16 protein-coding genes are annotated in these 14,729 nt (G+C 65.9%); 4 read left to right on the top strand and 12 right to left on the bottom strand.

What is annotated here, in order from left to right:
• Window positions 1-26: 26 nt before the first annotated feature.
• The 8 genes from atpD to EBB59_RS07665 all read right to left on the bottom strand — a co-directional run bounded on the left by atpD (window position 27) and on the right by EBB59_RS07665 (window position 6,742).
• Window positions 27-1,448, bottom strand: coding sequence for a F0F1 ATP synthase subunit beta (gene atpD / locus EBB59_RS07700; protein WP_122101572.1), 1,422 nt, complete (start codon window positions 1,446-1,448; stop codon window positions 27-29).
• A gap of 45 nt (window positions 1,449-1,493) precedes the next feature.
• Window positions 1,494-2,360 carry a F0F1 ATP synthase subunit gamma gene (atpG, locus tag EBB59_RS07695; protein WP_122101571.1) on the bottom strand — a complete coding sequence of 289 codons (867 nt, stop codon included), beginning with the start codon at window positions 2,358-2,360 and terminating at the stop codon, window positions 1,494-1,496.
• Window positions 2,361-2,447: 87 nt separating this feature from the next.
• The gene (atpA, locus tag EBB59_RS07690; protein WP_122101570.1) at window positions 2,448-3,998 is read right to left on the bottom strand and encodes a F0F1 ATP synthase subunit alpha; all 1,551 of its coding nucleotides are present in this window, start codon (window positions 3,996-3,998) and stop codon (window positions 2,448-2,450) included.
• Window positions 3,999-4,100: 102 nt separating this feature from the next.
• Window positions 4,101-4,628: a F0F1 ATP synthase subunit delta gene (locus EBB59_RS07685; RefSeq protein ID WP_122101569.1), complete on the bottom strand. Its 528-nt coding sequence runs from the start codon at window positions 4,626-4,628 to the stop codon at window positions 4,101-4,103.
• Window position 4,629: 1 nt separating this feature from the next.
• Window positions 4,630-5,100 (bottom strand): F0F1 ATP synthase subunit B, encoded by a 471-nt coding sequence (locus tag EBB59_RS07680; RefSeq protein ID WP_122101568.1) that lies wholly within the window; start codon window positions 5,098-5,100, stop codon window positions 4,630-4,632.
• A 97-nt stretch (window positions 5,101-5,197) separates the two neighbouring features.
• Complete coding sequence (gene atpE, locus EBB59_RS07675) at window positions 5,198-5,482, bottom strand: F0F1 ATP synthase subunit C (protein WP_100309728.1); 285 nt, start codon at window positions 5,480-5,482, stop codon at window positions 5,198-5,200.
• A gap of 61 nt (window positions 5,483-5,543) precedes the next feature.
• Window positions 5,544-6,347, bottom strand: coding sequence for a F0F1 ATP synthase subunit A (gene atpB, locus EBB59_RS07670; protein ID WP_122101567.1), 804 nt, complete (start codon window positions 6,345-6,347; stop codon window positions 5,544-5,546).
• The gene (locus EBB59_RS07665) at window positions 6,347-6,742 is read right to left on the bottom strand and encodes a hypothetical protein (protein WP_122101566.1); all 396 of its coding nucleotides are present in this window, start codon (window positions 6,740-6,742) and stop codon (window positions 6,347-6,349) included. The genes atpB and EBB59_RS07665 overlap by 1 nt, the downstream gene beginning before the upstream one ends.
• 214 nt (window positions 6,743-6,956) lie before the next feature.
• Here EBB59_RS07665 and EBB59_RS07660 point away from each other — a divergent pair, with 214 nt between their 5' ends.
• On the top strand, window positions 6,957-7,154 hold the full coding sequence (locus tag EBB59_RS07660) for a DUF2061 domain-containing protein (RefSeq protein WP_122101638.1): 198 nt from the start codon (window positions 6,957-6,959) through the stop codon (window positions 7,152-7,154).
• A 21-nt stretch (window positions 7,155-7,175) separates the two neighbouring features.
• Here EBB59_RS07660 and lpdA read toward each other — a convergent pair whose 3' ends face one another.
• From lpdA to EBB59_RS07645, 3 genes are read right to left on the bottom strand one after another with little or no spacing between them, the layout of a single operon-like run.
• A complete protein-coding gene (gene lpdA, locus EBB59_RS07655) occupies window positions 7,176-8,963 on the bottom strand; it encodes a dihydrolipoyl dehydrogenase (protein WP_122101565.1) in 1,788 nt (595 codons plus the stop codon).
• On the bottom strand, window positions 8,950-10,089 hold the full coding sequence (locus EBB59_RS07650; RefSeq protein WP_122101564.1) for a mechanosensitive ion channel family protein: 1,140 nt from the start codon (window positions 10,087-10,089) through the stop codon (window positions 8,950-8,952). The genes lpdA and EBB59_RS07650 overlap by 14 nt, the downstream gene beginning before the upstream one ends.
• Before the next feature lie 9 nt (window positions 10,090-10,098).
• Window positions 10,099-11,523 (bottom strand): dihydrolipoyllysine-residue acetyltransferase, encoded by a 1,425-nt coding sequence (locus EBB59_RS07645; RefSeq protein ID WP_122101563.1) that lies wholly within the window; start codon window positions 11,521-11,523, stop codon window positions 10,099-10,101.
• 241 nt (window positions 11,524-11,764) lie between these two features.
• Between EBB59_RS07645 and EBB59_RS07640 the strand changes: the two genes are divergently transcribed.
• Window positions 11,765-12,376 (top strand): OmpW/AlkL family protein, encoded by a 612-nt coding sequence (locus EBB59_RS07640; RefSeq protein ID WP_122101562.1) that lies wholly within the window; start codon window positions 11,765-11,767, stop codon window positions 12,374-12,376.
• A 232-nt stretch (window positions 12,377-12,608) separates the two neighbouring features.
• Here the strand turns inward: EBB59_RS07640 and EBB59_RS07635 are convergent, their stop codons facing one another.
• Window positions 12,609-13,487 (bottom strand): DMT family transporter, encoded by an 879-nt coding sequence (locus EBB59_RS07635; protein WP_245979164.1) that lies wholly within the window; start codon window positions 13,485-13,487, stop codon window positions 12,609-12,611.
• Window positions 13,488-13,569: 82 nt separating this feature from the next.
• Between EBB59_RS07635 and EBB59_RS07630 the strand changes: the two genes are divergently transcribed.
• Together EBB59_RS07630 and EBB59_RS07625 are read left to right on the top strand one after the other, a co-directional pair.
• The gene (locus tag EBB59_RS07630; protein WP_122101561.1) at window positions 13,570-14,052 is read left to right on the top strand and encodes a YajQ family cyclic di-GMP-binding protein; all 483 of its coding nucleotides are present in this window, start codon (window positions 13,570-13,572) and stop codon (window positions 14,050-14,052) included.
• Window positions 14,053-14,165: 113 nt separating this feature from the next.
• Complete coding sequence (locus tag EBB59_RS07625) at window positions 14,166-14,723, top strand: DUF1415 domain-containing protein (RefSeq protein ID WP_122101560.1); 558 nt, start codon at window positions 14,166-14,168, stop codon at window positions 14,721-14,723.
• The last annotated feature ends 6 nt before the right edge of the window (window positions 14,724-14,729 follow it).

The raw sequence follows: 14,729 nt of genomic DNA, 5'->3' as shown, positions 1-14,729 counted from the left end.
CGGATTCTCCCTTCAGCCCGCCGCGGTCAGGCCGCGATCTTCTTCGCCTTCTCGATGGCCTCGTCGATGCCGCCGACCATGTAGAACGCCTGCTCGGGGATGTCGTCGCACTCGCCATCCACGATCATCTTGAAGCCGCGAATGGTGTCCTTCAGCGACACGTACTTGCCGGGCGAGCCGGTGAACACTTCCGCCACGTGGAACGGCTGCGAGAAGAAGCGCTCGATCTTGCGCGCGCGGGCCACGGCCAGCTTGTCCTCTTCGCTCAGCTCGTCCATGCCGAGGATGGCGATGATGTCCTTCAGTTCCTTGTACTTCTGCAAGGTACCCTGCACTCGGCGCGCGGTGTCGTAGTGCTCGTGGCCGATGACGTTCGGGTCCATCTGGCGGCTGGTCGAATCCAGCGGGTCCACCGCCGGGTAGATGCCGAGCGAGGCGATCTGGCGCGACAGGGTGACGGTCGAATCCAAGTGCGCGAAGGTGGTGGCCGGCGACGGGTCGGTCAAATCGTCCGCCGGCACGTACACGGCCTGGATCGAGGTGATCGAGCCGGTCTTGGTCGAGGTGATCCGCTCCTGCAACACGCCCATTTCCTCGGCCAGGGTCGGCTGGTAGCCCACCGCCGAGGGCATGCGGCCCAGGAGCGCGGACACTTCGGTACCGGCCAGCGTGTAGCGATAGATGTTGTCGACGAAGAACAGCACGTCGCGGCCCTTGCCGCTGGCGTCCTTTTCGTCACGGAAATATTCGGCCATGGTCAGGCCGGTCAGCGCCACGCGCAGGCGGTTGCCCGGCGGCTCGTTCATCTGGCCGTAGACCATCGCCACCTTGGATTCCGGCAGGTTGTCGAGCTTGACCACGCCCGCTTCCTGCATCTCGTGGTAGAAGTCGTTGCCCTCGCGGGTGCGCTCGCCCACGCCGGCGAACACCGACAGGCCGCTGTGCTGGGTGGCGATGTTGTTGATCAGCTCCAGCATGTTCACGGTCTTGCCCACGCCCGCGCCACCGAACAGGCCGACCTTGCCGCCCTTGGCGAACGGGCACATCAGGTCGATCACCTTGATGCCGGTTTCCAGCAGTTCGTTGGTCGATGCCTGGTCCTCGTAGCTCGGCGCCGTGCGGTGGATTTCCCAGTGATCCTTGGCCTGGATCGGGCCGACCTCGTCGATCGGGTTGCCCAGCACGTCCATGATGCGGCCGAGCGTGGCTTCGCCCACCGGCACCGCGATGGCGCGGTGGGTGTTATCGGCCACCAGCCCGCGCTTCAGGCCATCGGTCGAGCCCAGCGCGATCGCGCGCACCACACCGTCGCCCAGTTGCTGCTGCACTTCCAGCGTGATGTCGGTGTTCTGCACCTTCAGCGCGTCGTACACCTTCGGCACGCTTTCGCGCGGGAATTCGACGTCGACGACGGCGCCGATGATCTGGACGATCTTGCCTTGGCTCATGGTGGTTTCCTCAGTCTCTTGTCTTGTTGTGGCGTCGCTTGGGCGTCAGACCGCCGCCGCGCCGCCCACGATTTCCGAAATCTCTTGCGTGATCGCCGCCTGGCGGGCCTTGTTGTAGACCAGGTTGAGCGTGCCGATCAGCTTCGTGGCGTTGTCGCTGGCCGCCTTCATCGCCACCATGCGCGCGGCGTGCTCGGAGGCGACGTTTTCCATCACCGCCTGGTACACCAGCGATTCCACGTAACGAGCCATCAGGTGCTCCAGCACCGTTTGCGCATCCGGCTCGTAGAGGTAGTCCCAACTGTGGCGGGCCATCTGCGCCTCGGCCGGCGGCAGCGGCAGCAACTGGTCGAAGGCCGCGCGCTGGGTCATGGTGTTGACGAAGTCGTTGTAGCAAAGCATCACGCGATCGACGCTACCGGCGTCGTAGGCATCCAGCATCACCTTGATCACGCCGATCAGCTGCTCGACGTGCGGGGTATCGCCAAGGTGCGTCACCGTCGCCAGCATGTTGACCTTGATGCGGCGGAAGAACACCGACGCCTTCTGGCCGATGGTGACGATATCCACTTCCACGCCCTGCTCGTGCCACTTGCGTATCTCGCCCAGCAGCTTACGGAACAGGTTGTTGTTGAGGCCGCCGGCCAAGCCGCGGTCGGAGGAGACGATGATGTAACCAACGCGCTTGACACTCTTGCGCTCGACCATCCACGGATGCACGTAGTCACTGCCGTTGGCCTGGGCGACATGGCCGATCAACTGCTTCATCGCCCGCGCATACGGACGCGAGGCCTTCATGCGCTCCTGCGCCTTGCGGATCTTGGAGGCCGAGACCATTTCCAGTGCGCGCGTCACCTTGCGGGTGTTCTGCACCGACTTGATCTTGGTTTTGATTTCGCGTCCGCCTGCCATTTTTTGCTCGCTTTGCTCGCTCTAGGGTTCAGAGACCAGGGGTCGGGGGTCAGGTAAGCCGCCTTTGCTGGCCCCTGATCCCTTCCATTACCAGGTGCCGGTCTTCTTGAAGTCCTCGATGCCCTGCTTGAAGGCGTTTTCGATCTCGTCGTTCCAATCGCCGGTGGCGTCGATCTTGCTCATCAGCTCACCCAGGCTGTTGGCGAAGTGCGCCTGCAAGCCCTCCTCGAAGGCACCGATCCTGGCGACCGGCACGTCGTCCATGTAGCCCTTGTCGGCGGCATAGATCGACAGCGACTGCTGGGCCACCGACATCGGCAAGTACTGCTTCTGCTTCATCAGCTCGGTGACGCGCTGGCCGCGTTCCAACTGCTTGCGGGTGGCGTCGTCCAGGTCGGAGGCGAACTGGGCGAAGGCCGCCAGCTCGCGGTACTGCGCCAACGCGATGCGGATGCCGCCCGAAAGCTTCTTCATGATCTTGGTCTGGGCCGAGCCGCCGACGCGCGACACCGAGATACCGGCATTCACCGCCGGACGGATGCCGGCATTGAACAGATCGGTTTCCAGGAAGATCTGACCGTCGGTGATCGAGATCACGTTGGTCGGCACGAAGGCGGACACGTCACCGGCCTGGGTCTCGATGATCGGCAGCGCGGTCAGCGAGCCGGTCTTGCCCTTCACCGCGCCGTTGGTGAACTTCTCCACATAGTCCTCGTTGACCCGCGCGGCGCGCTCCAGCAGGCGGCTGTGCAGGTAGAACACGTCGCCCGGGAAGGCTTCGCGACCCGGCGGGCGCTTCAGGAGTAGCGAAATCTGGCGGTAGGCCACGGCCTGCTTGCTGAGATCGTCGTAGATGATCAGCGCGTCTTCGCCGCGGTCGCGGAAGTATTCGCCCATGGTGCAGCCGGAATAGGCGGCGATGTACTGCATCGCGGCCGATTCCGAAGCCGAGGCGGCCACCACCGTGGTGTAGGCCAGCGCGCCGTTTTCTTCCAGCTTGCGCACGATGTTGGCGATGGTCGAGTTCTTCTGCCCGATCGCCACGTAGACGCACTTAATGCCCGAGGACTTCTGGTTGATGATGGTGTCAATGGCGATGGCGGTCTTGCCGGTCTGGCGGTCGCCGATGATCAGCTCGCGCTGGCCGCGGCCGATCGGGATCATACTGTCGATCGACTTGTAGCCGGTTTGCACCGGCTGGCTGACCGACTTGCGCCAGACCACGCCCGGGGCGATGGCTTCCACCGGCGCCGAGGTGGCGGCGTTGATCGGGCCTTTGCCGTCGATCGCCTCGCCCAGCGCGTTCACCACGCGGCCCAGCAGTTCCGGGCCGGTCGGTACTTCCAGGATGCGGCCGGTGGTCTTGGCCACGTCGCCTTCGCGCAGATGCTCGTAATCACCCAGCACCACCGCGCCAACCGAATCGCGCTCCAGGTTCAACGCCAGCGCCGTGGTATTGCCCGGCAGCTCGATCATTTCGCCCTGCATCGCATCGGCCAGACCGTAGATGCGCACGATGCCGTCGGACACACTGGTCACGGTGCCTTCGTTGCGCGCTTCCGAGCCCAGCTTGACCTGCTCGATGCGGTTCTTGATCAGTTCGCTGATTTCGGACGGGTTGAGCGTGGTGGTTGCCATGTCTGTGGTTCCTGTGTCGTGTGCCGCGCCTGCGGCACGACGGTTTCATCTTGTTTGGAAGTGGGCCCGGCGCGCGGCAAAAAGTCGCGCGCGATGCCCGCCCTACTGCGCCAATGCCGTTTCCAGCCGGGCCAGCTTGCCCCTGAGCGAGCCGTCGATCACCACGTCGCCGGCGTCGATCAGCGCGCCGCCGATCAGCGATTCGTCGATGCTGACCTCGGCCTCGACCTCCCGACCGAAGCGACGTTTCAACGCCTCGACCAGCCTGCCCAGCTCCGGCTGGGATATCGGCGCGGCCGTGATGACTTTCGCCCGGACGACGCGCTGCGCTTCGGCGCGCAGTTGTTCGAACAAACCGGCGATTTCCGGCAGCAGCTTCATGCGACCGTTTTCGGCCAGCAGGCGGATGAAGCCCTGCACGGCCTCGCTGGCGTTTTCCGGCGAAAGCAGCTTGACCGCGTCGTCGCGGCTCAGACGCGGATCGCCCAGCAGGCTGTCCACCTGAGGATCGGCGGCCACGCGGGCGGCGAAGCCCAGCGCTTCCGACCATGCGGCCGCGCCACCCGCATCGCGGGCGGCCAGCCACGCGGCGCGGGCGTAGGGACGGGCGAGGGTGGCGTTCTGGCTCATGTCAGATCTCGGCAGCCAGTTCGTCCAGCAGCGCCTTGTGCGCGTTCGGGTCGATCTCGCGGCGGATCAGCTTCTCGGCGCCGGCCACCGCCAGCATCGATACCTGCCTGCGCAGATCCTCGCGGGCGCGGTTGGCGCTGGCGGCGATGTCGGCCTCGACGATGGCCTTCTGCCGCACGCCTTCCTCGACCGCCTCGTGGCGCGCGGCCTCGACGATCTGGTTGGCGCGTTGATGGGCCTGCTCGATGATCTCGTTGGCCTTGGCCCGCGCGACCTTGAGTTCCTCGTTGGCCTTTTCCTCGGCCTGGGCCAGCGCCTTCTGGCTGTTGTCGGCGGCCGCGAGGCCCTCGGCGATCTTCTTCTGGCGCTCCTCGATGGCATTGAGCAGCGGCGGCCAGATGAACTTGGCCACCAGCAGGATCAAGCCGGCGAAGGCGATCGCTTGTGCGATCAGGGTGAGATTGATGTTCATGTCCGGGTCTCGGCGTTGACTTCAGGCTTCGCGCCTTGCGACGCGGTTGGAACCGGGCGTGGCCGGCGATGCGCGGCCACGCCCCGCAAGCCGGAGATCAGCCCAGGCGCGAGACGAATTCGCCGATGAACGGGTTGGCGAAAGCGAACAGCAGACCGACGGCGACCGAGATGATGAACGCGGCGTCGATCAGGCCGGCGGTGATGAACATGCGCACCTGCAACGCCGGGATCAGTTCCGGCTGGCGGGCGGCGGATTCGAGGAACTTGCCGGCCATGATGGCCAGACCCAGACCGGCGCCGAGCGCGGCCAGGCCGATCATGATGCCGACGGCCAGCGCGGTGAAGGACTGGACCTGTGCGAGGTTGGCAAGAGCTTCCATGGTGATCTCCAAACGGGTTTTTGCGAAGTGAAGGGGAACAGCGAAGGGTGAAACGAAAGGGTCAGTGCGCGTCTTCGACGAGGCTGAGATAGACGATCGACAGCATCATGAAGATGAACGCCTGCAACGGAATGACCAGCAGGTGGAACAGCATCCAGCCGAAGCCGAAGGCCGCGCCGCCGAGCATGCCGAGGATGCCGGCACCGCCGAGCACCCAGATCAGCAGGAAGACGATTTCGCCGCCGAACATGTTGCCGAACAGTCGCATGGCGAGCGAAATCGGCTTCGACACCCATTCGACGATGTTGAGGATCAGGTTGAACGGCATCATCCATTCGCCGAACGGCGCGGTGAGGAATTCCTTGGTGAAGCCACCCAGGCCCTTGGCGCGCAGCGAGAAGACGATCATGAGGAAGAACACGCTGATCGACATGCCGAGCGTGGCGTTGACGTCGGCGGTCGGCACCGGCTTCCAGAAGTGGATGCCGACCAGTTCGAGCGGCTTGGCGATGAAGTCGGCCGGGATCATCTTGATGAGGTTCATCAGGAGGATCCAGAAGAAGATGGTGATGGCGATCGGCGTCACCAGCTTGGATTTGCCGTGGTAGGTGTCCTTGACCTGGGTATGGACGAACTCCAGGCAGATTTCGACGAACGCCTGCCACTTGCCCGGCACGCCGGCGGTCGGCTTGCGCACGGCGAGCCAGAACAGGAAGACCATGAACAGGCCCATCAGCACCGCGGTGACGAAGGTGTCGACGTGCAGGGTCATGAAATCACCCTGGCCGACATTCGCCGTCAAGTTTTTCAAGTGGTGCTGGATGTATTCGGTCGGCGTCAACGCGCCGCCTTGTTCGGGAGCCATCACTGGTTGGAATTCCTGACAGTTTTCAACGATACCGACACCACATAAGCGACCAGTGCCGCCAGCACGCCGATCAGCAGGGCCAATGGCGGCAGTTTCCATGCCGCGACGGCCCCGACCATCACCGCCAGGAACACGCCCCAGCGCACGACGATGCCGGCGAACCAGCGAACCAGCACGACGTTGGCGGGCGCCACGCCCCCTGCCAAGGCGATCCGCGCGGCCAGCCAGTTGCCCAGGGCAACGGCCAGACCACCGACGAATACACCGAGACCGAAGCGAAGCCCCCCGGGCGCCAGAAATCCGGCGGCCACGGCGGCCAACGCCACTGCCAACATCTGCCGCAAGGCGGCCTGCCTCACCATCCGCTTGGATCGGGCGACTGGATCGTACATGGGCTTTCCTGCGGCGCGCTTCCGGCCGAAAACCGGCCCCGCGAAGCCTTGAAAGTATAGCAGGCGTGAAAAAGCCGAGACAAGCCAAGCCTCCATTCAGTTCCAACCGTCTCTTTCGATAGATAAGACAAATCGAAACAGGCGATCGGTTGAATTGGACAATCGCTGTGACCCGTCACTAAATGAAACGAAATATCATTCAATGGATTTCGTCATGTCCAAGACTTTCAGCTTCGCCTGCGTCCATTTCAGCGTCGCCTTTCTGGTCGGCTGGCTGATGACCGGCAGCCTTTGGGTCGGCGGCGCGTTGGCGCTGGTCGAGCCGACCTGCAACACCGTCGCTTTCCATCTGCACGAGAAGGTCTGGAAACGCATCGAGGCCCGGCGCGCCGGCCAGCCCCTGCCCGCCTGAGTCGCCGGCGGGCGGACCTCGCTATTTTTTCTTCGGAATGTAGAGATCGGTGATGGTGCCTTCGTAGACCTCGGCGGCCATGCCGACGGATTCTCCCAGGGTCGGGTGCGGGTGGATGGTGTGGCCGATGTCGGCCGCCTCGCTGCCCATCTCGATGGCCAGCGCCACTTCGCTGATCAATTCGCCCGCATGCGGGCCGACGATGCCGCCACCGATCACCCGGTGGCTTTCCTCGTCGAATACCAGCTTGGTGAAGCCTTCGGTGCGGCCAAGGCCGATCGCGCGGCCCGAGGCGGCCCACGGGAACTTGCCGACGCCGATCTTCAGACCTTTTTCCTTCGCCTCGTTCTCATTCACGCCGACCCAGGCGATCTCGGGGTCGGTATAGGCCACGCTGGGGATCACCCGCGCCACCCACGTCTTCTTCTCGCCCGCCGCCACTTCCGCGGCCAGTTTGCCTTCGTGGGTGGCCTTGTGCGCCAGCATCGGCTGGCCGATCAGGTCGCCGATGGCGAAGATGTGCGGCACGTTGGTGCGCATTTCGGCATCGACCGGGATCAGCCCGCGCTCGCCCACCGCGACGCCGGCCTTTTCGGCATCGAGCTTGCCGCCGTTGGCGCTGCGGCCCACCGCCACCAGCACACGGTCGTAGCGCTTGGCCTCGGGCAGGCTTTCGCCTTCGAAGGCGCAGTGAATGCCGTTTTTCTGCGCCTTGGCTTCCACCACCTTGGTCCGCAGATGCACGGCGACGCCCTGCGCCTTGAGGCGCGCGGCCAGCGGCCTGACCAGGTCGGCATCGGCACCGGGGATGAGTTGCGGCGCCAGCTCCACCACGGTCACTTCACTGCCGAGGCCACGATAGACGGTGGCCATCTCCAGCCCGATGATGCCGCCGCCGACCACCAGCAGTTTCTTCGGCACCTCGGCAAGCGCGAGGGCGTCGGTGGAATCCATGACGCGCGGGTCGTCCCAGGGGAAGCCGGGCAGCTTCACCGCCTGGGAGCCGGCGGCGATGACGCAATACCGGAAGCGCAGCCGCTGGATCTTACCGCCCGCCTCTTCGATGACGAGCTCATGCGGCGATGCGAACTTCGCCGTGCCCCGCACGGTGCGCACCTTGCGCTGTTTCGCCATGCCGGCCAATCCCTTGGTGAGCTGGCCGACGACTTTTTCCTTATAGCCGCGCAGTTGCTCGACGTCGATCTCGGGCTTGCCAAAGCGCACGCCGAAATCCGAGGCATGCGCGGCGGCGTCGATCACTTCCGCGGCGTGCAGCAACGCCTTCGAAGGAATGCAGCCGACGTTGAGGCAGACGCCGCCGAGCGTGTCGTAGCGCTCGACGAGCACGGTATCGAGGCCGAGGTCGGCGGCGCGGAAGGCGGCGGTGTAGCCGCCGGGGCCGGCGCCGATCACCACCATCGCGCATTCGATGTCGGCGGGCTGACCGCTGGCGGAAGCCGCCTTCGGCGCGGATGCGGTTTCCGCCTTCGCCGGCGGCGGCGTTTCGGGGGGCCTGGCGGATGCGGGCTTTCCGGCCGGGGCCGGCGTTTCCGGCACGGCGGCGGCCTCGCCTTCGGTCTCGACGATCGCCACGACGCCGCCTTCCGAGAGCGTATCACCCAGCGTCACTTTCACTTCCTTCACCGTGCCGGCCACGCTGGAGGGGACTTCCATCGTCGCCTTGTCGGATTCCAGCGTGACGAGCCCCTGATCCCGGGCGACGACCTCGCCCGGCTTCACCAGCACCTCGATCACCGGCACGTCGGCATGGCCGCCGATGTCGGGAACTTTCACTTCAACCTGGGCCATCGTGGTCTCTCCGTGCTTGTTGCAATTGTCTTTCTGCCAGCGCGTCGGTCTCGATCTCGCGTTCGGCGTCGGCGCGCGCATCGTTGCGCGCCAGCCGCGCGCGTTCTTCCTCGCCGAGCTGTTGGTTTTCGGGGGAGGCATCGTCGTCCCGTTCGGGCACTTGCCCGCGCAGGGCGGCCAGTGCCTGCGCGCCTTCCAGGCCGAACAAGCTGCGCAGGCGCAGATCCTGTTGCGGGAACGGAATCTCGATGCCGTATTTCTTGAGCGCCGTGTCCAATTCCCACATGTAGGCGGCCTTGACCGCCACGTTGCGGCGCGCGGCGGCCTCGGTCAGCCAGACCGCGAGGATGAAATTCACGCTGCTGTCGCCAAATTCCACCAACCAGACCTGCGGCGCCTTGTCGCCAGTCATGCTGAGGGTGAAGGGAACGTTCGACGCCGCCTCCAGCGCCGCTTTCTTCACCAATTCCTTATCCACGCCGTAGGCGACGCCGAACGGCACGCGGATGCGGCGATTGACCGAGCGATAGGTCCAGTTGGTGACGCGCTTGCTGACGAATTCGGAATTCGGCACCAGCATGTCGATATTGTCGTTGCTGGTGATCTGGGTCGAGCGGATGTTGATCGCCTTGACCACGCCGCGCGCGTTGTCGTCGAGCTGGATGAAGTCACCCACTTTCAGCGAGCGGTCGAACAGCAGGATCAGGCCGGAGACGAAGTTGCTGAATATCTGCTGCAAGCCGAAGCCGAGACCGACGCCGAGCGCGCCGGCGAACACGGTGAACTTGCTCATCGGGATGCCGAGCGCGTCCAGCGCCCACATCACGCCGAGCGCCAGCAGCAGGTAATGCAGGATGCGTGAGACCGTGTACAACGATGCGGGGTTGGCACGCGGGTTGCGCTTGCCGTAGCGCTTGATGGCGCTGCCGGCCAACCGCGAAAGCAGCAGCATCGCCACCACCGCCAGCAGCGCGCTCAGCACGCCGCCGACCGTCAGCATGCTGCCGCCCAGTTCGACCAGCCGGTATTCCAGCAACGGTTGCAGGCCGCTCAGCGCACGCGTATCGACGCCATCGCGCACGCGTTCGGCGACGCGCTCGACCTGGCTGGCGGCGTCGGGCTGCATGCGCGGAGCCTACAGCAGGACGCGCCGCATGTCGGCCAGGAGCCGCGCCAGCGCGGCGGTGAAACGCGCCGCCGCGGCGCCGTCGATCACCCGATGGTCATAGCTCAGGCTGAGCGGCAGCATGAGCCGCGGGGCGAATTCCCGGCCATTCCAGACCGGCTGGATGTCCGACTTCGACACGCCGAGGATGGCCACTTCCGGCGCGTTGACGATCGGCGTGAAGGCTGTGCCGCCGATACCGCCGAGCGAGCTGATGCTGAAGCAGCCGCCTTGCATCTGGGCCGGGCCAAGTTTGCCTTCGCGCGCCTTCTTCGCCAGCGCCGAGGTTTCCTGTGCGATCTCGATCACGCCCTTCTTGTCGCAATCGCGCACCACCGGGACGACCAGGCCGTTCGGCGTGTCGGCGGCGAAGCCGATGTGGAAATACTTCTTGAGCGTCAGATTTTCGCCGGTCTCGTCCAGCGAGGCGTTGAAATCGGGGTATTGCTTCAGCAGCGAGACCACCGCCTTCATGAGGAAGGCCAGCATGGTGAGCTTGATGCCGGCTTTCTCGTTTTCCTTGTTGAGCTGGACGCGGAGCGCTTCCAGGTCGGTGATGTCGGCGCTGTCGAATTGGGTGACGTGCGGGATCATCGCCCAGTTGCGGGCCAGGTTGGCGCCGGAGAGTTTCTTGATCCTCGGCAGCGGCTTGACCTCGATCTCGCCGAACCGGGCGAAATCCACCTTCGGCCACGGCAGCAGGTCGAGGCCGCCGCCAGTCAGCGCCGCACCGGCGGCCGGCGGCCGGCGGCCGCCTTCCATCAGCGTCTTCACGAACCGCTGAACGTCGGCGCGGGTGATCCGGCCCTTGTCGGCGCTGCCGCTCACCTGCATCAGATCGACGCCCAGTTCGCGGGCGAACAGGCGTACCGCCGGGCTGGCATAGGGCACCTTGCCGGGCAGCACGGCATCGGCCTCGAAGCGCACGGCGGGGCGGCCCGGCTCGGCATCGGCAAGATCGGCGGATTCGCCGCGCGCGGAACGACGCGCGGTCAGGTCGTCGACTTGTTCGATCGACGCCTCGCTCAGGCGATCGGGCGTGGCCGGCACCTCGACCGGCTCGACCTTCGTCCCGGTCTCGCTGGCGCGGGCGGTGGGCCGGGCGGCGACGGGCTCGGCGCGCGGCGGCGCATCGACGGAAGCGCCGGCCTCTTCGCCGACTTCGATCAGCGCCACCAGGTCGTCGGACGAAAGCGTGTCGCCCAGCTCCACCTTCACTTCCTTCACGATGCCGGCGAAGGGGGAAGGCACTTCCATCGTCGCCTTGTCCGACTCCAGCGTGACCAGACCCTGGTCCCTGACGACGGTATCGCCAGGCTTGACCAGCAACTCGATCACCGGGACGTCGCTGTCGCTACCGATGTCGGGGACGCGCGCTTCCTTCAATTCAGCCATGACCGCTCCGGGGATGTGTCGAGGCCCTATTGTGGCCGGAGAAAGCCGCCCGCCACAAATACACGGGGGCGGATGGTGGCCACGCCGATCTTTTGACCCGGAAACAATTTCCCAAGCCTCCCCGGATCGAGACTGAACACCGCCCCGCCGCGATCCCGCCGGCCCAGCAAGTATTCATGAGGGCGTCGATAAGGTATCCCCCGCCCACTCCGAAGGGCGAAACGATACCAAGGAGATCCCCATGAAATTTCGCACCCTGAGCCTCGCCATCGCCGGTGCGTTCGTCCTGTCCGCCCCCGCCGCCTTCGCGCAGGATTCCACGGACACCGCGGGCAGCAAGCGCTTTTCCATCGCCGGTGGCTATGCCCACATCAAGCCGCGCACGAATGCCTTCGACGCGCCCAACACCGGCGTGAAGGGCAGCGGCATGCCGACACTCTCGGCCGCTTATCACATCACCCCCAACATCGCCGTGGAAGCCTGGGGCGCGGTCGACAAGAGCACCCACAAGATCGGCGGCGGCAGCCAGGTCAAGGCGCAGCCTTACGCGATCAGCGGCCAGTACCACTTCGGCCAGCCCGAGCAGGCGATCCGTCCGTATGTCGGCCTGGGCTATTACGAGGCCAACATCAGCGGCGAGCGCGACGCCGCCGGCAACACCTTCGGCATGAGCACGCCCAAGGGCGCGATCGGCACCATCGGCGCCGACTTCAACATCACCGACCGCGTGTTCACCCGCGCCGAGGCGCGCTACATGCAGGGCAAGTCGGACGTGAAGATGGCCGGCCAGAAGGTTGGCGAAGCCAAGCTCGACCCGTGGGTGGTCGGCGTGGGCGTGGGCGCGCGGTTCTGATCGCGGCGCGCATCGACGTCTCCAGACGGAAAGACGGGCCTTCGGGCCCGTTTTTCTTTGCCGGCATCGCCCAGGCTTTGAGCGCGCCGATCCACCGCGGGCGTTTGCCGCCGCCCGCCCGGCCACGATCCCCGGTGCCATCGGGAATGGCAACGACGGCGCCATCGGCGGGACGAAGGCGAGAGTCGCCAGCGGAACCGGCAGAAATGGCATGTGGGCGGGATGCCTTCGCTCAAGGGTGCTCGCCGACATCGTGCACGCGCTCGCGGCGCAGCAGGTAAAAGCCGCCCATCACGATGATCGCGGCGCCGAGCCAGGTCGCCGCATCCGGCAGCACGCCCCAGACGGCGACGTCGATCAGCACCGTCCACACCAGCGCGGTGTACTCCAGCGGCGCCACTTGCGAAGCCTCGCCAACCCGGAACGCCTCGGTCAGCGCCACCTGCCCCAACGCGCCGAACACCCCGACCATCGCAATCACGGCGATATCCTGCGGACGAATCGCCAACCATTGCGGCCAGGCCAGCGCGCCGGCGCCAAGGCCCATCAGCAGCAGCACCCAGACCACCATTGCCTGGGTGCTGTCGGTACGGGTCAGGATGCGCACGCTGATCGCGCTGGCGGCGTAGCAGAACGCCCCGCCCAGCACCGCCAGCGCCGGCCAGGACATCGTGCCCGCGCCCGGGCGCAGGATCACCAGCACGCCGGCCAGGCCGATGATCACCGCCATCCAGCGCCGCAGGCCGACTTTTTCGCCCAGTAGCGGCACCGCCATCGCGGTGACGAGCATCGGCGCGACGAAGGTGATGGCGTAGGCGCTCGACAGCGGCAGCCGCGACAGGCCGAAAACGAAGCTCGCCATCATGGCGATGCCGAGCGCGGCGCGGATTAGATGCAGCCGCCAGTTGACCGGCCTGAGCGAGGCCCAGCCGCGCGTCGCCACCGCCCAGACCAACACCAACGGCAGCGAGGACAGCCCACGCAGCGCACCCACCTGCAACGGCGGGTAATGCGCCGCGAGCAGCTTCATCGAGGCATCCATCCCGACGAAGGCCAGCACCGCGCCCAGCATCAACCACAGCGCGCGGCGGGAGTCGGGACGATGAACCATGTCGATGCGGCAAGAGGGCGGCCGCTCAGGCTAGCACTCGCGGGCTGGGCTATCCTGCGGCCCCCTCGACACGGATGCAGCCATGCCCGCCTTCGACATCGTTTCCGAAGTGGACAGCCACGAACTGACCAATGCGGTCGATCAGGCCAACCGCGAACTGACCACGCGTTTCGACTTCAAAGGGGTCGATGCCGGCTTCGCGCTGGAGGACGCGGTGATCGCCCTGCACGCGCCAAGCGAGTTCCAGTTGCAGCAGATGAGCGACATCCTGCGCGCGCGTTTGATCGCGCGGAAGATCGATCCGCGCGCGCTCGATGCCGGCGAGATCGAGACCAACGTGGCCGGCGCGCGGCAGAAGATCACCGTCAAGCAGGGCATCGGCCGCGAGCTGGCGAAGAAGATCCAGGGCGAGCTGAAGGCCAGCAAGCTGAAGGTCGAGAGCCAGATCAACGGCGACAAGCTGCGCGTCAACGGCAAGAAGCGCGACGACCTACAGGAAGCCATCGCCCTGCTTCGCGGCAAGGAATTCGAGCTGCCGCTGCAATTCGAGAACTTCAGGGATTGAGACGCGTGCCGCCCCGCCCGCCCCGGCCCGGCCATGCCGGACCTCGCCCGGCATGGCGCCAGCCGGCGCCGGCCAGACGCTCCGCATCGCGCGCGCCAACGGGCGATTTCGCCATGACCGCCATCGACGTCGACAAGGCCGAGGTGGAAGCCGACATCCGCCGCTGGGTGGAGCGCGCGGTGATCGGCCTCAATCTGTGCCCGTTCGCCAAGTCGGTCTACGCGCGCCACCAGGTGCGGATCGTCATCAGCGATGCCGACAACCTCGACGACCTCGGCGCCGAGTTGGGCGAGGAACTGCTGCGCCTGCGCGACGCCCCGCCCGAGCGGATCGACACCACCCTGCTGGTGCTGCCACGGGTGCTGCGGGATTTTCTCGATTACAACGACTATCTCGACGAGGCCGACGCCCTGCTCGGCGCGCTAGGCCTCGACGGCGTGTTACAGGTGGCGAGTTTCCATCCCGATTACCGCTTCGCCGGCAGCTTGCCCGATGATCCCGGCAACAACACCAATCGCGCGCCGTGGCCGGTGCTGCACCTGCTGCGCGAGGAGAGCATCGACCGCGCGGTGGCGGCCTACCCGGCGCCGGACGCGATCATCGCGCGCAACCTCGCCGCGATGGACGAACTCGGCAACGCCGGCTACCGCGCACTGCTTGCGAAGCGCTGAGCGCGC

The sequence above is a fragment of the Solilutibacter pythonis genome (genome assembly GCF_003697345.1).
Lineage (GTDB): Bacteria > Pseudomonadota > Gammaproteobacteria > Xanthomonadales > Xanthomonadaceae > Solilutibacter > Solilutibacter pythonis.
The sequence above is the reverse complement of the archived record's forward strand: the minus strand, read 5'-3'. Positions and strand labels throughout refer to the sequence as shown.